Here is a 25353-nt window from a genome sequence, read left to right on the forward strand (position 1 = left end):
TGAGCCGTATGCGGGGAAACTCGCACGTACGGTTCTTAGGGGGCGGCGGCGCAGCAATGCGTCGTCGCTACCCGACTAATCGGCAATGCGATGTCCGCTTCCTCCCTTTCCCTCGAATCGCTGCATCCGTCGCTTTGGCGAGGCTCCCAACTCGCGCGCGGCGGCCCGCGTACGGTCGATACCGGCCATGCGGCGTTGTCGGCCGAGCTGCCGGGGGGCGGCTGGCCGCTCGGCGGGCTCGTCGAACTGCTCGTGCCCCACGCGGGTTGCGGCGAGATGCGCGTGCTTGCGCCCGCGCTCGCGGCGACCGGCAGCGCGCGGCGGCCGCTTGCGTTCGTCGCGCCGCCGCAGCCGCCGCACGCGTGCGCGCTCGCCAGTCTCGGCGTGCCGCTCGACGCGCTGCTGTGGTTGCGCGCGGACAGCGGCGCGAACGCGCTGTGGGCGGCCGAGCAGGCGCTCAAGACCGGCTGCTGCGGCGCGCTCCTGCTGTGGCAGCAGAACACGCGCGCCGATGCGCTGCGCCGCCTGCATCTCGCCGCCGCCCGTGCGGGCGATACGCTGTTCGTGATGTTTCGGCCCTTGGCCGCCGCGCGGCAGCCGTCGCCCGCGATGCTGCGCGTCGCGCTGCATCCGTCGCCGGGCGGCGTGTCGGTCGAGATCGTCAAGCGTCGTGGGCCGGCGCACGGCGAGCCGCTTTCGCTCGAATTGCCGTCGCCCATCGTGGAGGGCCGCTATGCGCGTCTTGCTCGGCATTCATCTGCCGCGCCTGCCGCTCGACGTGTGCGCGCCGTCGTCGCCTGACGGCGGCGACGGCTGCGCGGTGCTCGAGCAGGGCGTCGTGCTGATCGCCGATGCGGCCGCGCGTTCGCGCGGCGTGCGCGCCGGCATGAAGCGCGGCGGCGTGCTGACGCTCGCACCCGGCACGCGGCTCGTGGAGCGCGATCCGGCGCGCGAGGCCGACGCGCTGCGCGCGGTCGCGCTCGCGCTGTTGCGCTTCTCGCCATGCGTCGCGCTCGACGACGAAGCGACGCTCGTCGTCGACGTCGGCGCAAGCCTGCGGCTGTTCGGCGGCCTGCCGTCGCTGTGCCGGCAAGTGCGCGCGACGCTCGCCACGCTCGGCTACGCGGCGCGTCTTGCCGCCGCGCCGACGGGACGCGGCGCATGGCTGCTCGCGCGCGCGCCGGGCCGGCCGCGCACGCGGCGGCGGATCGTGCGGGCGGCATCGCTCGCGCGCGCGCTCGACGCGCTGCCGTGCGAGCTGCTGCCCGCCGCGCGTCCGTATGCCGGCTGGTTCGACGGCCTCGGCTGCCGCACGCTCGCCGACCTGCGCCGCTTGCCGCGCGCGGGGCTCACGCGCCGCTGCGGTCCCGCGCTCGTCGCCGCGCTCGATCGTGCGTACGGCGACGTCGCGGAGCCGCTCGCCTGGATGGCGGTGCCGCCCGTGTTCGACGCTCGGCTCGAATTGCCGGAGCGCGTCGAATATGCGCAAGCCGTGCTGTTCGTCGCGCGCCGGCTCGTCGTGCAGCTGTGCGGCTGGCTCGCCGCGCGGCAGTTGTCGCTGTCGGCGATGACGTTCGCGCTCGAGCACGAGCGCGGCCGCCAGGCGGTGCCGCCGACGTCGCTCGAACTCGCGTTCGCCGAGCCCGCGCGCGACGAGACGCACTTCATGCGACTCCTCGGCGAGCGGCTCGCGCGCGTCGCGCTGCCCGCCGCGGTGATCGCGGTGCGCCTGGCGGCGACGCGCGTCGAATCGGTCGCGCCGCCCGCCGACGATCTGTTTCCGGAGCCGGGCGGCACCCGCGAGGCGCGCGCGCGGCTCGTCGAGCTCCTGAGCGCGCGGCTCGGCGCGGACAACGTGCTGCGCGCGGCGCCCGTCGCCGATCATCGCCCCGAGGCGGCGAACCGCTGGCTGCCGCTCGGCGCGCCGGCGGGCAGGCCGGCCGTGCCGGGCGTCGCGGCTCCGCGTCCCGCATGGCTGCTCGACCAGCCGCTGCCGCTCGCGATGCGCGAGAACCGGCCGTTCTATCGCACGCCGCTCAGGTTCGTGTCGTCGATCGAGCGGATCGAGGCCGGCTGGCTCGACGGCCCGCTCGTCGAGCGCGACTATCGCATCGCGCAGGACGACGATGGCGCGTGCTACTGGGTCTACCAGGAGCGCGGCAGCGGCGCGGCGAGGCAGTGCTGGTTCCTGCACGGCCTCTTCGGGTGAGCGGCATGGATGCGGCATCCAAGATCCTGCCCGACTACGCGGAGCTGTTCTGCCGGTCGAACTTCTCGTTCCTGCACGGCACGTCGTCGGCGGACGAACTCGTCGAGCGCGCGGCGGCGCACGGCTATCGCGGCATCGCGATCACCGACGAATGCTCGCTCGCCGGCGTGCCGCGCATGCACGTCGCGGCGAAGGCGAAGGGGCTGCCGCTCGTCGTCGGCGCGTACTTCGACGTGACGCCGGACGACGCCGCGCCGGGCCACGATCCGGGCCCCGGCGCGTTCGGCCTCGTGCTGCTCGCGCGGAACCGCGAAGGCTACGGCAACCTGTCCGAGCTGATTTCGTGGCGGCGGATGGACGCGCCGAAGGGCACCTACCGGCTCACGCCGCGGATGCTGGCCGCGCCGCCGCCGGCGCTCGCGCATCTGCGCGGCGTGCCCGATTGCTTCGCGATCCTCGTGCCGACGTATCCGGCGCGCGCCGACATGCTCGACGCGCAGCTCGCGTGGTTCGACGCGCTGTTCGGCGCGCGCGCGCGGCTCGGGCTCGTGCAGCTGCAGCGCGCGCTCGACGGCGCGCATGGCGAGGCAGTCCGGGCGGCGGGCGAGCGGCGCGGAATGTGCGTCGTCGCGCTCGGCGACGTGACGATGCACAGGCGCTCGTGCAAGCCGCTGCAAGACGCGATGACGGCGATTCGGCTCGGCATGCCGATCGCCGAATGCGGCTACGCGCTCGCGCCGAACGGGGAGCAGCATTTGCGCACGCGCCATCGGATCGGGAAGCTGTTTCCGGCCGACGCGCTCGCGCAGACGTGCCGGATTCTCGATGCGTGTCGTTTCGAGCTCGACGAGCTGCGCTACGAATATCCGCACGAAATCGTGCCGGCAGGCTACACGCCGGCGAGCTATCTGGCGCAGGAAACCTGGGCGGGCGCGCGCGCGCGCTATCCCGGCGGCGTGCCGGAAACGGTGCGGAAAAGAATCGAGTACGAACTCGCGCTGATCGCCGAGCTCGAATACGAGCCGTATTTCCTGACGGTTCACGACATCGTCCAATACGCGCGCAGCAAGAACATTCTGTGTCAGGGGCGCGGCTCGGCGGCGAACTCGGTCGTCTGCTACTGCCTGCATGTGACCGAGGTGGACCCCGAGCGCAGCACGCTGCTGTTCGAGCGCTTCATCAGCCGCGAGCGCGGCGAGCCGCCCGACATCGACGTCGACTTCGAGCATCAGCGCCGCGAGGAAGTCATCCAGTATCTCTACGAGAAATACGGCCATGATCGCGCGGCGCTCGCCGCGGCCGTGTCGACCTATCGCCCGCGCGGCGCGCTGCGCGAGACCGGCAAGGCGCTCGGCGTCGATCCGATGCTCGTCGAGCGGGTCGCGAAGGAGCATCGCTGGTTCGACGGCAGCCGCGATCTGCTCGCGCGCTTCGAATCGGTGGGGCTCGATCCGGACACGCCGCTCATTCGCGAGTGGGCCAAGCTCGCCGCGCGGCTGCTGCGCTTTCCGCGCCATTTGTCGCAGCATTCGGGCGGCTTCGTGATCAGCCGCGGCAAGCTCACGCGGCTCGTGCCGGTCGAGAACGCGGCGATGGAGGGGCGGCGCGTGATCCAGTGGGACAAGGACGATCTGGAGGCGCTCGGGCTGATGAAGGTCGACGTGCTCGCGCTCGGCATGCTGTCCGCGCTGCATCGCGCGTTCGACATGGTCACCGCGTGGCGCGGCGGGCGGGACGGCAAGCCGTTCGGCATGGCGCACATCGAGCAGGGCGACGCGGCGACGTACGACATGATCTGCCGCGCGGACACGGTCGGCGTGTTCCAGATCGAATCGCGCGCGCAGATGTCGATGCTGCCGCGCCTGCGGCCGCGCGACTATTACGATCTCGTGATCGAGGTCGCGATCGTGCGGCCGGGGCCGATCCAGGGCGGCGCGGTGCATCCGTACCTGAAGCGGCGGCAGGGGCTCGAGCCCGTCACGTATCCGAAGGACGATCTGAAGCAGGCGCTCGAGCGCACGCGCGGCGTGCCGATCTTCCAGGAGCAGGTGATGCAGATCGCGATCATCGCCGCGGGCTTCACGCCCGGCGAGGCCGACGAGCTGCGCCGCGCGATGGCCGCGTGGAAGCGCAAGGGCAACATCGAGCAGTATCGGCGCAAGATCGTCGACGGCATGCGCGAGCGCGATTATCCGCCCGAGTTCGCCGAGCAGATCTTCGAGCAGATCAAGGGCTTCGGCGAATACGGCTTTCCGGAGAGCCATGCGGCGAGCTTCGCGCATCTCGTCTATGCGAGCAGCTGGCTCAAGTGCCACGAGCCGGCGATCTTTCTCGCGGCGCTCCTGAACAGCCAGCCGATGGGTTTTTATCCGCCCGCGCAGCTCGTGCAGGACGCGAAGCGCCACGGCGTGACGGTGCTGCCGATCGACGCGTCGGCGAGCGGCTGGGAAGCGTCGCTCGAAGCGCGGCCCGGCGCGGCGCCGCCCGGCGGGCAGCCGGCGGTGCGGCTCGGTTTGTCGCTCGTGCGCGGCCTGGGCGAGGACGCCGCGCGGCGGATCGAGGCGGCGCGCGCGGCGGGGCCGTTCACGAGCGTCGACGAGCTCGCGTGCCGCGCGCGCCTCGAGCGCCGCGATCTCGAGGCGCTCGCCGCCGCGAACGCGTTCGCGACGCTGGCCGGCAATCGCCGCGATGCGCTGTGGCAGGCGGTCGCCGCGGTGCCGGAGCGCGATCTGCTCGCCGCCGCGCCGATCGACGAAGCCGAGAAGCCCGCGCTCGGCGCGCCGTCCGAGGCCGACGACGTTTTCGCCGACTATCACACGATCGGCCTCACGCTGAACCGGCATCCGGTCGCGCTGCTGCGGCCCGCGCTCGACGCGCGGCGGCTGTCGTCCGCCGCGGCGCTGCGCGATCGCCGCAACGGCCAGCTCGCGCGCGCATGCGGGCTCGTGACCGCGCGGCAGATGCCGGGCACCGCGAAGGGCGTGCTGTTCGTCACGCTCGAGGACGAGACGGGCTGCGTGAACGTGATCGTGCGGCCGGAGCTGCTCGAGCGGCAGCGGCGCGAGACGCTCGATTCGCGGCTGCTCGCGGTGTCGGGCGTGTGGCAGTGCGAGAGCGACGTCCGGCATCTCGTCGCGCAATATCTCGAGGATCTGACGCCGCTCATCGCCGGCTTGCGGACCGAGAGCCGCGAGTTCCATTGACGCTCGCCGGCACACGCGGCGCGGCGGGCGCTTGCCGCGCGATCGCGATCCATCGATCCGGGCACCGCTCGCGGCCCGAAGGCGGCGCGCGATCTTCGTCAAGCGGCGCGGCGGCCCGCTCGCGCGCTCAAAGCGCGGCCGCGCATTCCTGCATGACGGCCGCCTTGCGGCGCAGATATTCGCGGAACAGCTCCGTCGACGATGCGGGATCGATCCGCACGTCCATCGCGTCGCAGAACGTCTTGACCGCCTGGACGGCATGCGCGAAGTGCGCGCTCTCGGTGCCGCCCGTATGAACCGTCACCCATGCGAGGACGAAGCGCACGCGCTCGGCAGGGACGTTCATCCGATGCTCGAACCATGTCTTGAACAGCGGATGGATGAACTCGACTTCGCCGTGCGTGTACACCTCGTGCACGAGCGTCGTGAGGAGGCCTTGCATCAGATCGCGGTTGCGCAGCCGCTGCCGGTCGGTCCAGTCCTTGAACGCCTGCGCGGCCGCGAGGCAGTTCGCCCTCAGCAGCCAGGCGTCGTCGCCGCAGATCGTCGTCGCCATGTTGTAGAACAGGTCGGCGTGCAGCGTGCCGCCGAGCGCGCCGAGATCCTCGTCGGTGATGCGCTGCAGGCTGCCGCATGCGTCGTAGAGCTTCGCCGACGCGGGCGACGCCGGATCGGAGCGCGCGAGGAGCGTCACGCGGTTCGCGAGGCCCGACACGCTCGCCGCCGAGTTGTTGGTCTTCGACCAGCTCGCGAAAAAGACGCGCAGCGCCTCCTTCGACGGCTTGCCGGACGTGAGTGCGTTGAACGCATGCTCGATGCGTGCGAGCGAATCCGCCTCGGCGTCGAACGCGTCGACGAGCGCGCGCTGGAGCGCGCCGGGCGCCATCCCTTCCAGCACGGGACAAACGATGTCGACAAGATTGGTTGGCGTGATGGTGATCGAGTTCATGCACGATTTCTCTCTGATGCGCATCGCTGCGGCTCTGGCCAGCCTAGCGCGATGTCGTAATGGATGATTGTCGAGTGCGCGTTGCGTCGATACCGCCCGGTTTCCAGAACGTGCACGCGGCGACCGCGGCGAGCAGGTGCGCGCACACGACGAGTGCGACGCAGCCTGCCCAGCCGAAGCGCTGCCATGCAGGAACCGGCAATACCGTTCCCACGCTGCCGCCCAGGTAATAGCACGACAGATAAAGCCCCACTGCGAATGTCCGGCCCTCGGAGGTCGAACGTGTGACGAACGCGCTCGCGGCCGTCTGGCCCACGAACACGCCCGTCGAACCTATCGCGAGCCCGAGCAGGATCACGGGCACGCCCGAATGAAGCGTCAGCAGCGCGCCCGCGACGCCGAGCCCGGCGGCGAGCAGCAGCAGATCCGCCGGCCGGCGCTTGCGCGACAGCCGCGCGGCCATCGGCGTGACGACGACGGCGAGCAGGAACACCGCGTAGATCGAGCCGATCGCCGCGGTGCCGAACCGATACGGCGGCTTCGCGAGATGGAGCCCGACGTACGTGAACGTCGTCACCTGCGAAAACAGGATGCACGCGCCGATGAAATACGACGCGAGCACCGGCCGGTTGCGGCCGAGCGCGCGTAGCGACATCGCCGATGGGGCCGCCGCGGGCGCCGTGCGCGCACGCGTGCGCGGCAGGCACAGATGGATCGCCGTGCCGGCGGCGAGCATCGTGTAGGCGAGCACGTCGAGCGCATGCGGCCAGTCGCTCGCCGCCGTCACGCCGTTGACGATGAAGCGCCCGCCGAAGCCGCCGAGCGTCGTGCCCGCGACGAAGAAGCTCGTCATCTCGGTTGCCGTGTCGCCCTGCCAGGTTTCGCCGATGTACGACACCGTGACGGCGAACAGCACCGGAATGACGATCCCCGTTGCGATCCGCCCCGCGAGGAATTCGGCGAACGAATCCGCATGCGCGGTCCAGAGCGTGGGCAGCGCGAGCAGCAGCGCGGCGAACGCGATGATCCGGTGTCGATCGAAGCGGTGCGTCAGCATGCCGACGAAAGGCGCCGTCGTCGCCATCGCGACCGTCGTGACCGTAATGCCGAGCGCGGCTTGCTCGATGTGCGTGCCGAACGTGGCCGCGATCTGAGGCAGGATGCCTTGCGTTGCATACAGGCTCAGAAAAGCCGCGCAGCCGCACATGAAGAGTGCAAAGCGTAGCGTGTTGGTCACCACGGTTCGTTTCGGATTCTGAAAGAATGACAGTCTCCCCCGAGAGCGCGCATCCGGGCCAATACCGAATTCCGACCGATTGATACCGCAGGCGCAATGACGCGGACCGGCTGCGGTTGCGGCCGCGGTCGTGTTCGCGCTCGTGTTCGCGGCCGCGCGGGCGCCGCGTTCGCGCGCGATCGATGCGTCCGTTCACTCGCCGCGGTCCGCGTCAGGTGAGCAGCGAGCGGACCATGCCGTGCTTCCTGCCGAGATAGGTGCGCCATAGCTGCGCTTTCTCGCGGAACGCCGGCTCCTGCATCAGCAGCGCATGCATTTTCGGCAGGTTGTAGAGCGGCACGCTCGGAAACAGATGGTGCGCGACGTGAAAGTTGATATTGAGCGGCGCGATCGCGAGCAGCTCGAGCCAGTTGCCGTCGACGTGACGCGTGCGTTCGAGCTCGTGGCCGGCCTGCTCGAGATCGTGCTCGGCGATCACGCGGATGCGGATGAACGCGAGCGACAGCGTGAACATCGGCAGCACCCACAGCAGCAGGAAATACGGCAGCAGGCCGAAGCGCGCGGCGAGCGCGATCGCGCCGATCCAGAACGCGGCGAATTGCCGGCGCTCGGACGGCGTGAGCAGCTTTTCGCGGTTGCTGAGGACGCTGCTCCAGCCCGTCCAGCTGCGCAGCGTCGGCCACCATGCGCGCAGGTTCGCGCCGAACACGTCGCCGAGCAGGATTCGGCCGAACGCGGCGCGCGACTTGGGGAACGCGTAGTGCTCGTCCTCGACGAGGCGCGCCCAGTACGGATCGTTCGGCTTGTTCGTGAACAGATGATGCGGCAGATGGCTGCGCCGGTAGCACGACGTCACCATGCCGATCGGGAACGCGCACAGCCAGTTGCTGACGAGCTCGTTCGCACGGCGCGATTCGAAGAGGCGAAAGTGCGTCGCGTCGTGCATCACGATGCCGAGCGCATGCTGCTTGCATGCGAGATACACGTAGGCGGCGACGAGGCTCGCGACGACGGCGAGCCGCTGCGGCGCAGGCAGCACGGCGAACGCGTGCGCGAGGCTCGTGCCGCCCGTCAGGCGCGCGACGAGCGCGATCGGCAACGCGAACGCGATCGCGATGCCGGCCCATTGCCGCGCGATCACCCACGCGCAGCGCCACGGCCGGATCGTGCTCAGCGCATGCGCTTCGGTCGCGTATTTCTTGCGGTAGTTCACGGTGTCGGTGGAGGCGGTTCCGGAAGACATGATCGTGTGTCCTTGAAAGTCGTGACGTGCGCCGGCGATCCGCGTCACGCGAATTCGGCATGCGCGCGCTCGCCGAGCGCGGCGAAGCCGGCGTCGAGCGTGTCGAAGGCGAGATCGAGCTCGGCGATGCTGACGGTGAGGGGCGGCAGCAGGCGCACGACGGCGCCGTGGCGGCCGCCCGTCTCGACGATGAGCCCGTGCGCGAAGCAGTACCGCTTGAGCGCGCGCGCGAGCGCGGGCGCGGCGGGCCGCGCGCCGATCGCGTTCGGTTCGGCGTCGGGATCGACGAGCTCGATGCCCCACATGAGCCCGCGCCCACGCACGTCGCCGATTTCCGGATGGCGCGCGGCGAGCCATTCGAGCCGCGCGCGGACATGCGCCTCCTTTGCCGCCACGCCGGCGATCAGCCCTTCCGAGTCGATCACGTCGAGGCACGCGACGCCCGCCGCCATCGCGATCTGGTTGCCGCGGAACGTGCCCGCGTGCGCGCCCGCCTGCCACACGTCGTAGCGCGCGTCGTAGACGACGAGCGCGAGCGGGAAGCCGCCGCCGATCGCCTTCGACAGCACGATCGCGTCGGGCCGGATGCCGCTTCGCTCGAATGCGAACATCGCGCCCGTGCGGCCGATGCCCGTCTGCACCTCGTCGATCACGAGCGCAATGTCGAGCCGTGCGGTCAGCGCGCGCAGGCCGGCGAGCCATTCGGGCGGCGCGGGAATCACGCCGCCTTCGCCTTGCACCGCCTCGACGATCACGCAGGCGGGCTTCGCGATGCCGCTTTCCGGGTCGCTCAGCATCGATTCGACGTAATGCAGCGATGCGGCCGCGGTCTGCGGCGCGCCGAGTCCGAACGGACAGCGATATGCGTACGGATACGGCATCACGTGCACATCGGGCATCAGCGAGGCGACCTTGTCCTTCGCGCGCAAGTTGCCCGTCAGCGCGAGCGCGCCCGCCGTCATTCCGTGATAGCCGCCGTGAAACGCGATCACCGAGCGCCGGCCCGTCGCCGTCTTGAAGAGCTTGATCGCCGCTTCGATCGCATCCGCGCCGGACGGGCCGCAGAACTGCACGCGCGCGTGCCGCCCGAACGCGGGCGGCAGGATCTCGAACAGGCGCTCGACGAAGCGGTGCTTGACGGGCGTCGTCACGTCGAGCATCTGCATCACCTGGCCGCTGCCGACGAACTCGCGCACGCGCTCGACGATCGCCGGATGGTTGTGGCCGGTCGCGAGCGTGCCCGCGCACGACAGGAAATCGAGGTAGCGGCGGCCGGCCGTGTCGGTGAGCACCGTGCCCGCGCCGTGCGCGAAAACGGTGTCGAAGGTTTCCGCATAGGTGCGCGCGCTCGATTCTCGGGCGCGGACGAAAGCGTAAGCGGGATCGACGTCTTGCATGGCTACCTCACGAAAAAAGGGCGGAGCGGGGCGGCCCCGCATTTCAGGCGAGCGGCGCGAGCGCGCCGCGCCGCAGCCGCTTGTGCAGCAGGATCAGCGCGATGACGGGCAGCACGCCGCCGAAGAGCGGGTCGTGACGATGCGGGAACGCGACGGCGAGCGCGACGCCGCCGTATGCGACCATCTTCTTGCAGAGCGCCTGCGCGAGTGCCGGATCGGCCGCGCCGGAGAACGCTTCGGGTGCGACGGCCAGGCCGATCGCGTGCGTCGCGAGCACGCAGACGAGCATCGCGGCCGACCCGAGCGTTTCGCCCCATGCGCGGCTCGCGTCGGCCGACACGAACGGCAGCGCCGCGCTGACGATCAGATACGCGTTCAGGCCGAGCGCGGTGCCGTGCAGCGGGCGGCGGCGCAGCAGCCACGCGGTGTGCGGCAGCGCGAGCAGCGCGCCCGCGAGCGCGGCGAGCCGCCAGTGCGCGTCGCCGTCGCCCGGCAGCGCGCGCATGACCAGCATGAAGCCGATCGCGGGCACGAACAGCACGGCGTTGCGCAGATAAGCGGTGATCAGATCAGGCATGACGCAATGGCCTCCTTCGATGTGTGTCAGTCTTGATGCCAGCGGAACGTCAGCGCGGCGCCGGCGAGGAACGCGAGCGTCCAGCCCGCGACCACGGCGAGCGGCCACGCGGCCTGCGCATAGCCGATGTCGCGGATGAACACGCCGCGCAGCGCGACGGCGAACTGGTTGGTCGGCAAAACGAGCAGCACGACGCGCAGCCAGTGCGGCGCGGCGCGCAGCGGGATCGTCAGATCGCTGAAAAACAGCAGCGGGAAATAGATCAGGTTGCACCACGCCTCGGCCGCGGCGACCGACCGCGCGCGGCTCGCGAGCAGCGTGCCGAGGCTCAGCAGCATCGCCGCGCCGAGCAGCACGATCGGGATCGCGCGCAGCGCGCGCACGCTCCAGAGCGGCAGCGGCACCTGAAACAGGTAGCGCGCGGCGAGCATCAGCGTCACCGCCGCGGCGAGCATCAAAAGCACGCGCGACACGATCAGCGACGCGAGGAACACGAAGCGCGACACCGGAAAGCACACGTACATCTTGAACGTGTTGCGCTCGCGCAGCGTCGCGATCGTCGTGGCGGTCGACACGACGCCGACCGACATGAACGCCATGATCAGGATGCCGGTCGCGAAGAATTCGCCGTAATCGAGCGGCGCGAGCGCATGGCCGTCGTTTTCGAAGCGGGCCCGGTACGCGGCGGGCAGGCCCGCCTCGGATGCCGCGCAGCGCACGAGCGCGATCTCGATCGTGCGCGCGGCGGCGCGCGCCGCGAGCGGGCCGTTGAAGTCGTATGCGACGCGCACCGGATCGGTCGCGCGCGCGGGCCAGATCACGCGCACGCGATCGCCGCTCGCCGCGCCCGCCGCGTTCGGCGCGACCACGCGGGCGCCGACCGTGCCGTTGCCCGCGAACGCGGCCTCGATCGCGGCGCGGCACGCGCGCGCCTGCGGCGCGGCGGCGTCGCCGTCGAACGCGAGCTCGACGACGCCGAGCGAGCTGCTCTTGCCGAACGCGACGAGCATCACGCTCATCAGCAGGATCGGAAAGACGAACGTCCAGAAGAGCCGCGCCTTGCTGCGCAATTGCCCGAGCAATTCATTGCGCGTGAGGATCAGAAAGACCTTAAGCATCCGTCGCTCCTTCGGTGCACGCGCGCAGCAGATCGCCCTCGTCGGTCGGCGCGAATTCGAAGTGCCGGATGCCCGCCGTCTCCATCAGCGCGCGCAGCGTGCGATCGAGCCCCGCGCGGCCGAACGCGCCGATCTGCCGCGGCGCCGGCGCGACGATGCGCTGCACGTGCGCGTCCCGCGCGAGCACCGCGCGCACGCGGTCCGCCTGCGCGTCGTCGTCGACGTGGATCAGCGCGCGAAATTCGCCGACCAGACGCCGCTTGAGCGCGTCCTTGCCGCCCTGATAGCGCAGCGCGCCGTCGCGCACCCACAGCACGTCGTCGGCGATGGCGAGCTCCTCGCCCGCGTGGCAGATCATCACGACCGTGATGCCCGCGAGCGGGCCGCGCAGCAGGTCGAGCACGCTGCGCGTCATCGTGCGGTCGAGGCCCGTGAACGGCTCGTCGAGCGCGACGAGCGCCGGGCGATGCGCGAACGCGATGAAAAGATCGAGCCGTTGCCTCTGGCCCTTCGACAGCCCGCTGTACGGCTTCGCGCGCAGCTCGTCGATCGCGAGCGCCCGCGCGACCGCGGCGTCCTGCTTGCGGTACAGCGCGCGATGCACGGCGAGGATCTCGTCGACGCGCGCGTGCTCAGCGTATTCGACGCGCTGCAATTGCGCGCCGAAGCGCCGCAGCTCGCGCGTGTCGCGCATGAATCGCGCGGCCGGCACGCCGAGGATCGTCGCGCCCTCGAGCCGCGCGCGGCGAAAGCCGAACAGCGCCTCGAGCAGCGTGCTCTTGCCGGACCCATTCGGCCCGACGATCGCCGTCAGCGCGCCCGCGCGAAAGGCGATGTCGGTGGCGTGGAACGCGAAGTCGCCCGCCTTCACGTCGATGCGGCGCGCGGCGAGCGCGCTGGCCGCTCGGCTCGGCGCCGCGTCGCGTTCGAGCGGGCCGGCGGCGGCGGCGGCGTTGGCGGCGTTGGCGGCGCCGTCGGCTTGAGCGGCCTCGACGGCCGGAAACGGAACAGGGTTCATCGCATTCAATCCATCATCGCGACCTGGATGTCGCGCGGGCCGCTGAACGGGTTGCGCCCGTGCGCGACGAGGATGTTGTCAAGCAGCAGCACGTCCTGCTCGTGCCAGCGAAACGCGGTTTCCTCGGCGTCGATCGCGTCGTAGACGGGATCGAGGTCCTCGGCGGGCATCGGCGATCCGTCGCCGTAGCGGATGTCGTACGGCAGCGCGGCGCGTGTCTTGTAGAACGATTGCAGCGCGCGCAGGATGGTCGGATGCACGACGCGCGCGTTGATGTGCTGCGTGCTCGCGTGGTTGAACCAGACCTCCTCGCCCGTGCGCGGATGCGCGACCGTCGCCGGGCCGACATGCGTGACCGTGATGCTGCCGTCCGGCAGCCACTCGAATTCGAGCTGCGTCGCGCGGCACAGCGATTCGACCTCGGCGCGCTCGTCGGTCATGAACGCGTCCTGCCAGCGCCGGTAGAACTGGTTGAAGTGCGTGGGCATCGGCTTTGCCGAGAAATTGCGCCGGTACATCACGCCCTTGCTGCGGAACCGCTCGAGCGTGCGCGCGGGCAGGCGGCGCGTGACGGCGCGCATGTCCGACAGCGGCGTCTCCCCGCCGACGGGCGCGGCCTGCCGGCAGTAGAACGAGATGAGTCGCGGATAGCGCGACATGTACGCCTTCTCCTGATGCAGGCTCAGCTTGAACGGCGCGGGCAGCTGCGTCGATTCGTAGACGTTGCCGTCGATCGCCTTGCGCGGCGACGCGCCCGCGATGTAGCCGAACGCGTGCGGCGCATAGAGATCGGTCATCGCGCGGAACGCGTGCGTGTCCGGCACCGCGAAGCCGCGCAGCAGGAGGCCGCCGTGCTCGAGCAGCAGTGCGTCGAAGTCCGCGCGATGCGCGTCGAACCACGCGAGCGCCGCGGCGCGCTCGGCGGCGAGCGCGCCGCCGTCGTGCGGCGTGATGACGAGCGGCAGCAGCGTGCGTTCGCTCCTGAAGCCGCACAGCACGCCGCGGCCGAGCCGCGCCTGCGCCTTCAGCGCCGACGCGTTCTGGAAGGTGATCGAATCCTGGATCTCGCTCATGACGGCAGCCCCGGTTTGGTGAGCAGAATCTCGAAGCCGAGCGCGCCCAGGCCGAACGGCGGGCTCGTCACGCTCGCGTGGCCGGCGAGGCCGGCGGCCGCGACGAGCGCGCGCGCCTCGGCGAGCGTGAGCTTTTCCTCGAGATGCGTCGGCGGATAGTTCGCGGCCGCGCGCATCTGCGTGAAGCGCTCGAGCAGCGCGGGCGGCGCGTCGCGGCGCATGTCGTGCACGACGCCGACGCCGCCCGGGCGCAGCGCGCGGAACATCTCGGTCAGGCTCAGCGCCTTGTCCGGCAGGTGATGCAGCGTCGCGCGGCTGACGGCCATCGCGAGCGACGCGTCGTCGAACGGCAGCGCGAGCGCGTCGCCGATCTTCAGCTCGACGCGCTCCGCGAGGCCGAGCCGCGCGATGCGCGGCACGCCTTCGTCGAGCATCGCGGGATCGAGATCGACGCCGACGAAGCGCCAGTGCGCCATCGACGGGTCGGCCGCGAGCCGCACCGGCACGACGGCCGTGGCCGTGCCGATGTCGGCGAGCGTGCCGGGCGGCAGCGCGCGTGCGAGGTCGCGGATGCGCGCGATGAACAGCGCGTCCCACGGCGCGAGCGCCTCGGTCGCGAAGCGATCGTAATCGTCGGCGGGGCGCAGATTCTTGAGCAGCATGTCGGACTCTCCTTGAATCGCCAGCGGTTGAGAAAGGGCGCTACAGCCAGCCCACGGGGACGGCCGCGAGCATCCGGCGGGCGGTCGCGCTGTTCGCGCCGAACGCGGGCCGGCGGCGGCGTTCGACCGCGTGCGCGGCCATTGCGGCGATCCGCGCGCTCAGGCCGACGCCGATTCCCCATTGCGGCTCGGCGATGCCGAGGTCGAGGAGCGCCGCGCCCGTCGCGAAATCGATGTTCGGCTTCAGGCTCTTGCGCCGCAGCGCCTGGTCGCACGCCACGTCGAACATGTCGACGTAGCGCCCGCCGAAGCCCCACTCCGCGAAGAGCGCGCGAATGCGCGGCGGGCGCGGGTCCGCTTCGAAGAGCGGATGGCCGAAGCCCGCGAGCAGCGCGCCGGATTCGTCGAGCACGCGATCGATCGCGTGCCGCACGGCGGCGTCGAGCCCGGCCGGTTCCTCGTCGATCCGCCGCGCGACGGCGAGCAGCCACTGCATCGCGTTGCGCGCGGCGCCGACGTGATTCGGGCCGCTCGACATGAAGCCCGCCGCGATCGCTTGCGACAGCGATACGCCGGTGCCGATCGCGCAGCGCGGCACGAGCACGGTCGGCGTCACGTAGCCGAAGCCGCCGTGCCACGCGACGAGGAGCGCGTCGATCACGCGCTCGGCGTGCGGCGAGCCGGCGCCGCTCGCGCCTGCCGCGCGCAGCACGCGCGCCGCGTGGCTCGTGCCGGGATCGTCGACGCCTGATTGGCCGAGCGCCGCGCGCATCAGGTACGGCGCGCCCGCGAGGCAGCCGAGCAGCGTGTCGAAATCCGCGCCCCAGCCGGCCGCGACGGCGTCGTCGAACGGCGGCCGCTCGATGTCGCGCAGCAAGCCGGTCGCGGCGGCGAACACCATCTCCACGCCCGTTTGCGCGACGCTCGCGGCGGCGGCCGTCGACAGGTTGCCGCGCGCGAAGCGCGCGCCGTACTGCGCGAGCCGCGCGCGCAGCGCCGCGCTTTCGGACGGCGTGGGCAGCCGCTCGAACCACAGGTGCCAGAGCGCGTCCTCGAACGAGACCGCGCCGATCAGATCGTTCAGGTTGCGCTCGCGCACCCATAGTCCTTCGGGATCGAGGGTCACGCCGTCGATGTCGGTGCCGCGATAGCGGGTGGCCGGCCGTTTCAGCAGCTCAGGTGCGAGTCCCATGTCATTCGACCTCGGCGAGTTCTTCGGCGGTGATCGCGCACGCGATGTCCGGCAGCGCGTCGATCGCGGCGGCGTGCTGGGCGGCGAGCGGAAGCAGGTTCGCGAAGCAGTAGCGGGCGGCCTTCACCTTGCCGCGATAGAACGCGGCTTGCGCGGCGTCGGCCGCGACCGCGCCCTGCGCGAGGCGGCGCTCGGAGACGCAAGCAGCTTCGAGCAGCGACCATGCCGACGCGACGAGCCCGAACATCTCGAGAAAGCGCGTGTAGACCTGGCTGCTCGCGTGCATGTGGCCGTCCTGCACCGCGCGCGCGATCGACGCGAGCGCACGCTCGAGCGCGTCGGCGGCGTCGCGCAGCTGCGCGAACCACCCGGCGAACGATTCGGGCGCATCGGGCTCGATGCGCGAAAGGCCCGCATCGAGCGCGTCGCGGAAATAGCGCAGCAACAGCGGCTTGCGGCCGAAGCCGAGCTTCTCGCGCACGAGATCCTGCGCCTGGATGTAGTTCGTGCCTTCCCAGATCGACAGGATCTTCACGTCGCGCGCGTTCTGCTCGACGGGGCTCGCGTCCGTGTAGCCGACGCCGCCGTGCACCTGGATCGCGGTCTCGCAGATGCGCCACGCCTGATCGGAGATGAACGCCTTGCAGATCGGCGTGAGCAGCAGTTGCAGCTTGCGCTCGCGCTCGATATCGGCCGGGTCCGCGCCGGGCGTCGCCTCGAGGATCGCCGCGCGCGTCGCGGCCGCGGTCAGCTTGCCGAGCAGGCCGCGGCATCCTTCGACGCGCGCCTTCATGTCGAGCAGCATCCGCTGCACGTCGCCGTGCTCGACGATGCGCACGCGCGGCGCGGCGGCGTCCGACGCGGCGTCGATCCGCCGGCCCTGCACGCGGCGGCGCGCGTACGACACGGACTGCAGATACGCGCTCGACGCGACGCCGATTCCGAATAGCCCCGTGCCCATGCGCGCCTGGTTCATCAGCGGCACGAGCTGCAGCAGGCCGACGTTCCTGCGGTTGCCGAGCAGATGCGCGCGCGTCGTGCCGCTTCGGCCGAACACGAGATGCGTGTTCGCGCAGCCGTTCAATCCCATCTTGCGCGGCACCGCGACGCATTCGACGTGATTCGGTTCGAGCTCGCCCGTCGCCTCGTTGCGCCAGAAGCGCGGCACGATCAGGCACGACAGCGAGAACGAGCCGGGCGCCGCCGAGCCGATGCGGCCGAGAACGAAATACAGCGTGTTCTCGGTCAGGTCGTGCATGCCGGCCGAGATGTAGACCTTCTCGCCCGTCACCGCGTAGACGTCGTCGCCGAGCGGCGTCGCGGCCGTGCGCACGGCCGTCATGTCGGAGCCCGCCTGCGGCTCGGTCGCGCAGAAGCATGCGTCCCAGTCGTAGCGCAAGAGCGGCTTGCGCAGCGCCTTCTGCCCGGGCGTGCCGTGCAGCGTCAGCAGCTTGCAGGCCGGATGCGTGAAGCCGCCGTACGTCATGAACGACGGGTTCGCGCCCATCAGCATTTCGAACACCACTTGCTTGACGACCATCGGCACGTCCGCGTGCGGCGCGTCGCCCGCTTCGGCCGAGTGGCGGTCGAACAGCAGGCCCGCCCATTCGTCGCGAAAGCGCGGCCACAGCGCGTGGAAATCGGCGGGGATGCGCACCGTGCCGTCCTCGCGCAGCGAGCACGATTCGATGTCGCTCGCGCGATAGCTCTCGCCGATCTCGAGCGCGAAGTCGCGCGCGCGCTCGAGGAGGCGGTCGTAGTAAGCGCGGTCGTGCGTTCGGTACGGCGCGTGCGAGAGGAACGCCGTTTCGGCGTCGAACAGTTCCCAGAGAAAGAAGCGCAGTTCGCGCAGGCTGACTTGATAGGCGCTCATGACGGATACCGGGTTCGGGTGGACGGGGGCGCCGCGTGCGCGCCGCGCAGCTCGGCAACGAGCGCGCCGGCGCCGCCCGCGAGCGCGGTGTCGCAAAAGAGCGCGAGCCGCCGCTCGCCGGGCGCGAGCGACGCCTGCGCCCGCGCGAGCGCGCGCGGCGTATCGGCGGTGGACAGATGCTCGGCGCCGTCGCGCGTTTGCAGACGCGAAGGGGGAATCGCGAGCGCGTGCGCGAGCGCCGTGCGAAACGACGCGCCGAAGCCGCTCGGCGCGAAGCAGTCGATTTGCGCGGCGTCGACGCCCGCGTCGCCGAGCGCCGCGCGCGCCGCGTCGACGGTCGGCGCGATCAGCGCGCGTTCGAGCTCGGCGGGCCGCCGCGCCCACGGATCGGCGATCGCGTCGCCGTGTGCGAGCGCGTGGCCGAGCACGCGCGCGCCGCCGTTGCTGCCGCTGCCTTCTCCGCCGTCGCTTTCGCCGTCTCTTTCGGCGCTGCCGCCGCCGTCGTCCGCATCGGTGTCGCTCAGCAGGAGCGCGGCGGCGCCGTCGCCGTATGCGACGAAGTCGCCGTACGCGCGCAGAAACGGATATACCCATTTGTCCGCGGCGACGAACAGCATCCGGCCGCCGTGCCGCAGCAGGCCGCTCGCGAGCGGCAGCGCCGTATAGAAGCCGAGCGTGCCGCACTGGCCGAGCGCGAACGGCACGACGTGCTTCAGTTCGAGCGCATGCTGCATCCGGCCGGCGACGGATTCGCCCGCCTGCTCGTTGAGCGACGCCTGCGCGACGACGATGTGCGAGATCGACTCGCGAGCGCTCGGGCCCGCCGCGTCGACGACGTCGCGCACGGCCGCGAGCGCGAGATCCGACAGCGTCAGCCCGTCCGTCTCGACGGGCAGCGACGCGGGCGTGGAGCGCGACAGATGCGCGAACGCGTCCGCGTCGTAGTCGAGCCGTTCGTACGGCATCGCGAAGCGGATCGCGCTCGGCGTGAGCCGGCCGTCGTAGCGATAGCGGCCGGCCGCCTGCGCCGCGTCGACCGTTTGGCGGGACGGCTGCCGGATGGCGGTGTGATGGATCGTGAGCATGGTCTTGGTTACCTGATTCAGCCGAGCGCGGCCGCGCGCGGCTCGACGTCGAAACGCGACAGGTGGCCGCTTTTCAGCAGCGGCCTGTCGATCTTGCCGTTGGGGTTGCGCGGCAGCGGCGCGCCGGCGACGTCGATGTGCTGCGGCACCATGTACGACGGCAGCCGCGCGCGGCACGCCTGCATCAGCGCCTGCCGGCATTGCGCGGGATCGCCGCGGCCGTACACGCATGCGACGATCGCCTGGCCGAGCGTCGGATGCGGCACGCCGAACGCGACGGCTTCGAGCGTCTGCGCGCACTCGAACAGGATCTCTTCGATCTCGGTCGGGCTCACGCGATAGCCGGACGTCTTGATCATCTCGTCGGCGCGCGACACGAAGTAGAGAAAGCCGTCCGCGTCGCGCTTCACGATGTCGCCGGACCACACCGCGACGTCGGCGAGCGAGACGGGATGACGCGCGTGCGGCAGCGGCCGGAAGCGCTGCGCGGTGAGCTCGGGCGCGTTCCAGTAGCCGAGCGTCACGAACGCGCCGCGATGCACGAGCTCGCCCGGCTCGTCGGCGTCGCACTCGCTGCCATCGGCGCGCAGCACGAGGATCTGCGCGTTCGGCACGGCCTTGCCGATCGAGCCGGGGCGCGCCGCGGCCTCGTCGGGCGGCAGGTACGTCGAGCGGAACGCCTCGGTGAGGCCGTACATCAGATACGGCGCGGCGTTCGGAAAGACCCGCCGCAGCCGTTCGAGGAGCGGCGCCGGCATCGTGCCGCCCGTGTTCGCGAAGCGGCGCACGGCAAGGCGCGGGCCGTCGGGCCACGCGAGCGCGGCGAGCTGCATCCACAACGGCGGCACGCCGGTGATCGACGTGACGCCGACCTGCGCGCACCACGCGGGCACTTCTTCGGCGCGCAGGAAGTCGAGCGGCGCGTAGCACGCGTGCGCGGCGAGCGCGCTCGTCAGCTGGCTCAGGCCCGCGTCGAAGCTGAGCGGCAGCGCGCCGAGGATCACGTCGTCGTGTGCGAGCCGCTGGTAGGCGGCGACGCTCTCGGCGCCCGCCGTCAGATTGCGGTGCGACAGCACGACGCCCTTCGGGCGCCCGGTCGACCCGGACGTATAGAGGATCGCGGCCGGATCGGAATCGACGGCGAGCGCGTGGCCCGCGTAGTCGTTCGCGTCGGGCAGCGCGGCGACGTCGTCGACCCGCCAGCAGACGAGCGCGGCCGGCCGCGCCGCGAGCCGCGCGAGGCGCGGCGCGGTGGTGACGAGCAGGCGCGCGCCGCTGTCGGCGAGGATGTGCAGCACCTGATGGTCGCGCAGCTGCGGATTGATCGGCACGATGATCGCGCCCGCGAGATTCGCGGCGAGCATCGTCACGATCGTTTCGTACGCTTTCGGCGCGTAGGTCGCGACGCGCTCGCCCGGCTCGATGCCGGACGCGGCGAGCGCGGCGGCGACGCGGCGCACGTCGGCCGCGAGCTGCGCGTAGCGCACGCGCCGCCGCGGATCGGCGATCGCGATGCCGTCGGGCCGCTGCGTCGCGGCGGAGTCGAGAAGATCGACGAGTCGGATGTGCGGATTCATGGCGCTCTCATGCCTGACGGATATAGACCTGAGCCGGCTTGTGGGACAGGAAGCCGCTCACGGTGTACGAGTGGTGATAGGCGCCGCACTGCGAGAACACGACGAAGTCGCCCGGCTGCGGCAGCCGCGGATGACGCTCGAGCCGGCCGATCACGTCGGCGCGGTTGCAGGTGTTGCCGACGAACGTGACCGGCAGCGCGTTCGGCGCGCGATGCGCGTCGGCGGGGCTGGCCGGCACGAGCGTCGGCGCCTCCCAGGTTTTCAGGACCGCCTCCGTCTTCGCGAGCAGGAAGTTGTGGCTCATGCCGCCGTCGCACACGGCGATCACGCGGTCGTCCCAGACCTTGACGGCGCGCACGCGCGTGACGAACACGCCCGCGTTCGCGAAGATCGCGCGGCCCGCTTCGTGAACGAGCGTGTAGCGTTTCGCGAGCGGCGCGATGCGCGCGCGATAGCGCTCGAAGGTCGCGTCGTCATGGCCTTTCTCGGAAAAACCGCCGCCGAGGTTCAGATGCGTGACGGGCGCGCGCACGAGCGATTCGATCTGCTCGGCGAGCTGCGCGAGCGCCCATGCGAGATCGGCCGAATCCGCGTCGCCGCCCTTCGTCGGCCCGGCGCGGAAGTTGCCCGAGCCGACGAACGTGTGCAGGCCGGCCACACGGCGGCCCGCCTGCGTGAGGAGGTTCGCCATGCCGAGCGCCTCCGCGGGCGTCATGCCGAAATGGTCGCGCAGCGACTTCGGCGCATGCGCGCCGAGCAGCGCGCCCGCGTTGATCCGCAGCATCACGTCCTCGGTCTCCTTGCCGGACGCGAGCGCGACGAAGCGGCGCACCATGTCCGGCCCGTCGAGGATGAAGTGGCAGCGCGACGCGATGCCCGCGCGCATCAGCGCGTCGCCCATCGCCGGGTTGTTCAGGTACTTCACGTGCTTGCCGCGCCCGACGACGGTGTCGAGCTCGCCCTGGCTCGCGAGCTCGATGCCGTCTTCGAACGCGTGCGCGCAGCGCAGGAACAGATCCGCGTGCGAGTTCGCCTTCAGCGACACGACGACGCGCGTGCCGAGCGCCGCGCGCAACGCGGCGTAGCTCGCGAGCACGCTTTGTGGGTCGAACACGTAGCAGGGCGTGTCGAGCCCTTCGAGCCAGTCGGCGTGGTCGGCGTCGGCCGCGGCGCGCGGCGCGGTTCCGATCGTGTCAATGTTCATAGGCCTCGGGGGGAGTGGACGACGAATCGGCGGCGAGCGGATGCAGCGCGACGGCGGCGAACGCGCCGACGTTCGACTGCATGACGCCCATCACGTGCAGGCCCGCGTCGAGCGCGGCGAGGCCGTCGTCGGCGAGATTGATGGCGAAATCGGAGCAGCACACGTGGCCGCAGCGCGCGACGTTCTCGCCGAACAGCCGCTCGGTGGGCACGCGCAGCGCGCGGCAGAGCGCATGCCAGCCGCGCAGATCCGTGTTGATCGGCAGGATGCGCTCGTAGCCCGTGATCGGCCGGCCCGTCAGCGCGCACGCGGCGTCGACGATCCGGTGCGTATGCAGCCATTCGGTCGAAATCATCGTGCGCTCGACTTCCTTCGCCGAGTCGGAGCCCGGATACCACGCGGCCTGGTTGCGCAGCGCGATGCCGCCGACGCGATTGCGGCGGCTGTTGCGGGTCACGAGCAGGCATGCGGCGCCGTCGCCCTGGATGCCGGAGAACTGGCGCAGGCGGGTCGCTTCGTCGTACGCGCGGTCGGCCGACACGACGAGCGCCGACTGCGCCTGCGGATACGCGGCGAACAGCGCGTCGATCATGCGGATCGCCGCGGCGATCGACGCGCAGTTCAACTGCGCGATCGATCCGCTCCATAGCGGCCGGATGCCGTGCGCGTGCGCGACTTCGTAGAGCAGGCTGCGCGGCGGTGCGGGCATGCTGAAAGTCTGCGTGTGCACGTGCACCATCAGATCGATCGACGACGGCGCGATGCCCGTCGCGTCGACGAGCGCGCCGACCGCGCGCGACGCGAGCTCGACTTCGCTCGTCTGCGGCGCGGCATGGAAGAAGCGGCAGCCCGATTCGAGGATCGCGTCGACCTGCGCGCGCGGCCACGCATGGCGGGCCGCCCATGCGTCGATGTCGATCGCCGCGTCGGGCAGCTCGTATGCGGCGGCGTCGATGCCGATCCAGTGGTTCGCTTGATCTTGGCGCATGGCGTCACATGTCCATCGCGAGCGGCATGTCTTCGTAGTCGATCACGTCGAGCTGCTCGAAGGTCCGGCGCACGCGCGGCGTCAGCAGGCCGATCTCGCGGATCGTCGGCACGAGGCGGCGGAAGATCGAGCGGCGCAGCGCGCGCGACACCTCGGATTCGCGCACCATCTGCGCGCACGCCTGCTTCGAATAGCCGAGCGGCTCCCAGATGTCGTCCGCGCACAGGTGCTCGTACAGCACCGACGCGCCTTCGCTCACGAACTCCTCGCGCTCCTTCAGCTCGGCCGACGTCATGTCCGAATACACGCGGGCGAGCGTGAGCCGGCCGACCGCGAAGTGGCGCGCCTCGTCGCGCTGGATGCGCGCGAACAGATCCTTGACGAACGGATCGGTGCTGAACGCGACGACGGTCTGGAACGTCGACAGCGCGATCCCCTCGACGAGCACCTGCATCCCGAGGTTCGTGATGTCGAGCGCGCTCGACGTGACGGTGTCCTTCAGCAGCCCTTCGAGCGAGCGGCTCATCGGATAGCGCACGCTGATCTTCTCGTTGACGAGCTTCGCGTACGCTTCGACGTGGCGCGCCTCGTCCATGATCTGCGCCGCCGCGCACAGGCGCGCGGACAGGCTTTCCTCGGCGCTCGCGAGCTTCGACGCGCAGATGAGCGCCGCCTGCTCGCCGTGCAGGATCTGCGACAGCAGCCACCCCTGCCAGTGATGGCGCATCTCCGCACGCTCGGCGGCGCCGAGCTTGTGCCACAGATCGGTGCCGAACACGAGCAGCATGCCGTCGGGCATCCCGAGCGGGTTGTCGGGGTTCAGCGTCACGTTCCAGTCGATGTCGCGGTTGACGTCCCACTGGGCGGCCTTGGCCTTGTGATACAGGTTCGTCAGCGCGGTCTCGCGATATTCGTAGTCGCTCATCATCAGCGCGTCGACGGGCATCGACCAGCGATGGCCGCGGGCGGCGTCTTCGTACGGTTGCATAGTGGCTTCCATGTTCGGTTAGGCAAAACGGGCGTCCGGTCGGACCGGGCGGCGGGCCGCGCCGCCGTCGGCGCGCGCGAGCCGCACCGCGTAGCGCGGCCAGTCGCGCAACAGCGCGGCCTCCAGCGTGTCGAGCCGCTCCTCGCTCGCGCTGGCGAAGGCGAGCGTGTTGTCGCCCGGGTAGTCGAGATCGCGGCGGATTCGGTCGACGATGCCTATGCCGGGCCGAGCCTCGACGCGCGACCAGAACGCCATCTGCGAGCCGAGCCCGCTGCCGATCAGCACGCGCGGATCGAGCAGGTTCGCGGGCAGCGCGCCGTTGTACGGCATCCGGAACCGGACGTACACGCGCGTATCGGCGCCGAGCGCCTGCCACAGCGCGTCGACGAGCTCCGACATGAAGCGCGCGTACTGCGTGTGGTCGAGCAGCACGGGGGCGGTCGAATCCGGCTGATACGCGGCGAGGCGCGCGTAGTCGTCGGTGGTGGCAGCGGGGATGCCGTAGCTCGACGCGCGCACGAGCACGGGTGCGCGGGGCGCGCGTTCGAGCCGGTAGCGGCGAGTGGCGAAGTGCGTCATGCCGGGTCCAGGCGAAAGCGTGCGTCGGCGCCGTACGTGATCTCGGCGATCGCGAAGTAGCCGTTGAGCGCGAGCGAGCCGACGATCGCACGCGCCGCGGCCGGCGCGCCGGGCGCGCAGCGATGCAGCAGCAGCGAGATCCATGGGTCGCTGCCGAACGCGTGGCCGAAGCGTGCGTGGCCGTCCGGGTGCACAGGCGCGTCGCCCAGGCACTTGAGCAGCGCGCGGCGCGACGCCTCCTTGAAGAACGGCGGCGCGACAGGCGTGCCCGGCCGTGCGCGGCCGAACGCGGCAAGCGCGCGGCCCAGCATCGCGAGCGCGTGCGCGGGCGGCGCCGCGCCCAGATGCAGCGGCCAGTCGGCACCCGGCGCGACGTCGAGCGCGAGCGTGCAGATGCCGAAGCCGGATGCGCCCCATTGCGGATGGCTCAGCCAGTAGCTGAAGCGATGGATGTCGACGTCGACGATCTGCAGCAGCAGCCGTCGCGTGCCGGTATGCATCGCCTTGCCGAGCGTCTCGCGCAACACATAGCCCCAGCTCGCGCACTCGTAGCCGTGCGTGAGCCAGTCCGCGGCGCGCGGCCCGTGCGATGCGATCGCGCGGGCGAACGCGGCATGATGCGGCGAGTCGTCCATCAGCAGGCCGGACAGGATCGTCGAGCACACCACGTAGTCGTCGATCGCGTCGCCCGCGCGCGCGGAACCGGCGCACGCCAGCGCCTCGCGCCCGAGCAGGCGGCCGAGCCGCGCGGCGGCGTCCAGCAGGTCGTCGACGCCGCCCGCGGCGGGCGCCGCGACGCGCCGGTAGGCGAGCGCGCGCACCTGCAGGCGCGCGGCGGTCAGCGTCGTCGCGGCGGGTTCCGGAATGGGGGCGAGCTCGATCATCGCGGCCTCGTGTGCTGCTTTCGCGCCGCGCGTCAGGCGGCCGTCTGCGACGCGCGCAGTTCGGCGTCGAGCTGCGCGAGCGTCGTGTATTGCGTGATGTTCAGCGCTTCGGGATCGATCGAGCCGTACAACTGCTCGCAAAAGACGATCAGCTCGACGATGTTCAGCGAGTCGATCCCGAGCTCGCCGATGCCGACGTTGGTTTCGACGGCCTCGACGTTCAGGATCTTCGCGACCTCGCGTGCGAGAAGGGGCAGCGTTTCAGTGGCGGGCGTGCTCATGACGGTTTCCTTTTTC

The 25353-nt window shown here is 71.0% G+C and carries 22 protein-coding genes; 3 read left to right on the plus strand and 19 right to left on the minus strand.

Translation table 11 applies throughout. The features are described from left to right. Positions 1-90: 90 nt before the first annotated feature. Genes imuA through WS91_RS15940 form a run of 3 tightly spaced genes read left to right on the plus strand, consistent with a single transcriptional unit; the run spans position 91 to position 5412 of the window. Entirely contained in the window at positions 91-801 is a 711-nt protein-coding gene (gene imuA / locus WS91_RS15930; protein ID WP_038751601.1) for a translesion DNA synthesis-associated protein ImuA, read from the plus strand. After that, the gene (locus WS91_RS15935; RefSeq protein ID WP_059575758.1) at positions 734-2209 is read left to right on the plus strand and encodes a Y-family DNA polymerase; all 1476 of its coding nucleotides are present in this window, start codon (positions 734-736) and stop codon (positions 2207-2209) included. Before imuA ends, WS91_RS15935 begins: the two co-directional genes overlap by 68 nt. A 5-nt stretch (positions 2210-2214) precedes the next feature. Beyond that, complete coding sequence (locus WS91_RS15940) at positions 2215-5412, plus strand: error-prone DNA polymerase (RefSeq protein WP_059575760.1); 3198 nt, start codon at positions 2215-2217, stop codon at positions 5410-5412. 127 nt (positions 5413-5539) lie between these two features. On the opposite strand, the gene WS91_RS15945 is transcribed toward WS91_RS15940, so the two are convergent. From WS91_RS15945 to WS91_RS16035, 19 genes are all read right to left on the minus strand, one after another. After that, positions 5540-6361 carry a hypothetical protein gene (locus tag WS91_RS15945; RefSeq protein ID WP_059670585.1) on the minus strand — a complete coding sequence of 274 codons (822 nt, stop codon included), beginning with the start codon at positions 6359-6361 and terminating at the stop codon, positions 5540-5542. A gap of 43 nt (positions 6362-6404) precedes the next feature. Then, positions 6405-7601: an MFS transporter gene (locus WS91_RS15950; protein WP_038751590.1), complete on the minus strand. Its 1197-nt coding sequence runs from the start codon at positions 7599-7601 to the stop codon at positions 6405-6407. 208 nt (positions 7602-7809) lie between these two features. After that, positions 7810-8811: a fatty acid desaturase family protein gene (locus WS91_RS15955; protein WP_038751620.1), complete on the minus strand. Its 1002-nt coding sequence runs from the start codon at positions 8809-8811 to the stop codon at positions 7810-7812. A gap of 74 nt (positions 8812-8885) precedes the next feature. After that, complete coding sequence (locus tag WS91_RS15960; RefSeq protein WP_059575764.1) at positions 8886-10238, minus strand: diaminobutyrate--2-oxoglutarate transaminase family protein; 1353 nt, start codon at positions 10236-10238, stop codon at positions 8886-8888. Positions 10239-10281: 43 nt separating this feature from the next. Continuing rightward, positions 10282-10815 carry a hypothetical protein gene (locus tag WS91_RS15965; RefSeq protein WP_059575766.1) on the minus strand — a complete coding sequence of 178 codons (534 nt, stop codon included), beginning with the start codon at positions 10813-10815 and terminating at the stop codon, positions 10282-10284. Positions 10816-10841: 26 nt separating this feature from the next. Continuing rightward, positions 10842-11933, minus strand: coding sequence for an ABC transporter permease (locus WS91_RS15970; RefSeq protein ID WP_059670586.1), 1092 nt, complete (start codon positions 11931-11933; stop codon positions 10842-10844). Beyond that, entirely contained in the window at positions 11926-12951 is a 1026-nt protein-coding gene (locus tag WS91_RS15975; protein ID WP_059670627.1) for an ATP-binding cassette domain-containing protein, read from the minus strand. Before WS91_RS15975 ends, WS91_RS15970 begins: the two co-directional genes overlap by 8 nt. A 5-nt stretch (positions 12952-12956) precedes the next feature. Then, entirely contained in the window at positions 12957-14024 is a 1068-nt protein-coding gene (locus tag WS91_RS15980) for a TauD/TfdA family dioxygenase (RefSeq protein WP_059670587.1), read from the minus strand. Beyond that, positions 14021-14686: a class I SAM-dependent methyltransferase gene (locus WS91_RS15985; RefSeq protein WP_038751577.1), complete on the minus strand. Its 666-nt coding sequence runs from the start codon at positions 14684-14686 to the stop codon at positions 14021-14023. The genes WS91_RS15980 and WS91_RS15985 overlap by 4 nt, the downstream gene beginning before the upstream one ends. A gap of 40 nt (positions 14687-14726) precedes the next feature. Continuing rightward, positions 14727-15878: a citrate/2-methylcitrate synthase gene (locus WS91_RS15990; RefSeq protein WP_059575773.1), complete on the minus strand. Its 1152-nt coding sequence runs from the start codon at positions 15876-15878 to the stop codon at positions 14727-14729. A 1-nt stretch (position 15879) separates the two neighbouring features. Beyond that, on the minus strand, positions 15880-17751 hold the full coding sequence (locus tag WS91_RS15995; protein ID WP_059670588.1) for an acyl-CoA dehydrogenase: 1872 nt from the start codon (positions 17749-17751) through the stop codon (positions 15880-15882). Next, the gene (locus WS91_RS16000; RefSeq protein WP_059670589.1) at positions 17748-18836 is read right to left on the minus strand and encodes a hypothetical protein; all 1089 of its coding nucleotides are present in this window, start codon (positions 18834-18836) and stop codon (positions 17748-17750) included. Before WS91_RS16000 ends, WS91_RS15995 begins: the two co-directional genes overlap by 4 nt. Positions 18837-18853: 17 nt before the next feature. Continuing rightward, positions 18854-20413, minus strand: coding sequence for an acyl-CoA ligase (AMP-forming), exosortase A system-associated (locus WS91_RS16005; RefSeq protein ID WP_059575777.1), 1560 nt, complete (start codon positions 20411-20413; stop codon positions 18854-18856). Between the two features lie 7 nt (positions 20414-20420). After that, the gene (locus WS91_RS16010; protein ID WP_038751563.1) at positions 20421-21617 is read right to left on the minus strand and encodes a PLP-dependent decarboxylase; all 1197 of its coding nucleotides are present in this window, start codon (positions 21615-21617) and stop codon (positions 20421-20423) included. Continuing rightward, on the minus strand, positions 21607-22605 hold the full coding sequence (locus tag WS91_RS16015) for a 3-oxoacyl-ACP synthase (protein WP_038751560.1): 999 nt from the start codon (positions 22603-22605) through the stop codon (positions 21607-21609). The genes WS91_RS16010 and WS91_RS16015 overlap by 11 nt, the downstream gene beginning before the upstream one ends. Positions 22606-22609: 4 nt before the next feature. Then, positions 22610-23593, minus strand: coding sequence for a ferritin-like domain-containing protein (locus WS91_RS16020; RefSeq protein WP_059670590.1), 984 nt, complete (start codon positions 23591-23593; stop codon positions 22610-22612). A gap of 18 nt (positions 23594-23611) precedes the next feature. Next, positions 23612-24172, minus strand: coding sequence for a hypothetical protein (locus WS91_RS16025; RefSeq protein WP_038751553.1), 561 nt, complete (start codon positions 24170-24172; stop codon positions 23612-23614). Then, on the minus strand, positions 24169-25056 hold the full coding sequence (locus tag WS91_RS16030; RefSeq protein WP_059670591.1) for a hypothetical protein: 888 nt from the start codon (positions 25054-25056) through the stop codon (positions 24169-24171). Before WS91_RS16030 ends, WS91_RS16025 begins: the two co-directional genes overlap by 4 nt. Before the next feature lie 32 nt (positions 25057-25088). Next, positions 25089-25337, minus strand: coding sequence for an acyl carrier protein (locus WS91_RS16035; RefSeq protein WP_038751547.1), 249 nt, complete (start codon positions 25335-25337; stop codon positions 25089-25091). Positions 25338-25353: the final 16 nt, after the last annotated feature.

The sequence above is a fragment of the Burkholderia sp. MSMB1498 genome (assembly GCF_001526245.1).
Classification (GTDB): Bacteria; Pseudomonadota; Gammaproteobacteria; order Burkholderiales; family Burkholderiaceae; genus Burkholderia; species Burkholderia savannae.

Bases quoted from the DNA above. Each gene is read 5' to 3' on its own strand.
- imuA (WP_038751601.1), top strand. From the start codon at position 91: ATGTCCGCTTCCTCCCTTTCCCTCGAATCGCTGCATCCGTCGCTTTGG.
- WS91_RS15935 (WP_059575758.1), top strand. From the start codon at position 734: ATGCGCGTCTTGCTCGGCATTCATCTGCCGCGCCTGCCGCTCGACGTG.
- WS91_RS15940 (WP_059575760.1), top strand. From the start codon at position 2,215: ATGGATGCGGCATCCAAGATCCTGCCCGACTACGCGGAGCTGTTCTGC.
- WS91_RS15945 (WP_059670585.1), bottom strand. From the start codon at position 6,361: ATGAACTCGATCACCATCACGCCAACCAATCTTGTCGACATCGTTTGT.
- WS91_RS15960 (WP_059575764.1), bottom strand. From the start codon at position 10,238: ATGCAAGACGTCGATCCCGCTTACGCTTTCGTCCGCGCCCGAGAATCG.
- WS91_RS15965 (WP_059575766.1), bottom strand. From the start codon at position 10,815: ATGCCTGATCTGATCACCGCTTATCTGCGCAACGCCGTGCTGTTCGTG.
- WS91_RS15970 (WP_059670586.1), bottom strand. From the start codon at position 11,933: ATGCTTAAGGTCTTTCTGATCCTCACGCGCAATGAATTGCTCGGGCAA.
- WS91_RS15975 (WP_059670627.1), bottom strand. From the start codon at position 12,951: ATGAACCCTGTTCCGTTTCCGGCCGTCGAGGCCGCTCAAGCCGACGGC.
- WS91_RS15980 (WP_059670587.1), bottom strand. From the start codon at position 14,024: ATGAGCGAGATCCAGGATTCGATCACCTTCCAGAACGCGTCGGCGCTG.
- WS91_RS15985 (WP_038751577.1), bottom strand. From the start codon at position 14,686: ATGCTGCTCAAGAATCTGCGCCCCGCCGACGATTACGATCGCTTCGCG.
- WS91_RS15990 (WP_059575773.1), bottom strand. From the start codon at position 15,878: ATGGGACTCGCACCTGAGCTGCTGAAACGGCCGGCCACCCGCTATCGC.
- WS91_RS15995 (WP_059670588.1), bottom strand. From the start codon at position 17,751: ATGAGCGCCTATCAAGTCAGCCTGCGCGAACTGCGCTTCTTTCTCTGG.
- WS91_RS16000 (WP_059670589.1), bottom strand. From the start codon at position 18,836: ATGCTCACGATCCATCACACCGCCATCCGGCAGCCGTCCCGCCAAACG.
- WS91_RS16005 (WP_059575777.1), bottom strand. From the start codon at position 20,413: ATGAATCCGCACATCCGACTCGTCGATCTTCTCGACTCCGCCGCGACG.
- WS91_RS16010 (WP_038751563.1), bottom strand. From the start codon at position 21,617: ATGAACATTGACACGATCGGAACCGCGCCGCGCGCCGCGGCCGACGCC.
- WS91_RS16015 (WP_038751560.1), bottom strand. From the start codon at position 22,605: ATGCGCCAAGATCAAGCGAACCACTGGATCGGCATCGACGCCGCCGCA.
- WS91_RS16020 (WP_059670590.1), bottom strand. From the start codon at position 23,593: ATGCAACCGTACGAAGACGCCGCCCGCGGCCATCGCTGGTCGATGCCC.
- WS91_RS16025 (WP_038751553.1), bottom strand. From the start codon at position 24,172: ATGACGCACTTCGCCACTCGCCGCTACCGGCTCGAACGCGCGCCCCGC.
- WS91_RS16030 (WP_059670591.1), bottom strand. From the start codon at position 25,056: ATGATCGAGCTCGCCCCCATTCCGGAACCCGCCGCGACGACGCTGACC.
- WS91_RS16035 (WP_038751547.1), bottom strand. From the start codon at position 25,337: ATGAGCACGCCCGCCACTGAAACGCTGCCCCTTCTCGCACGCGAGGTC.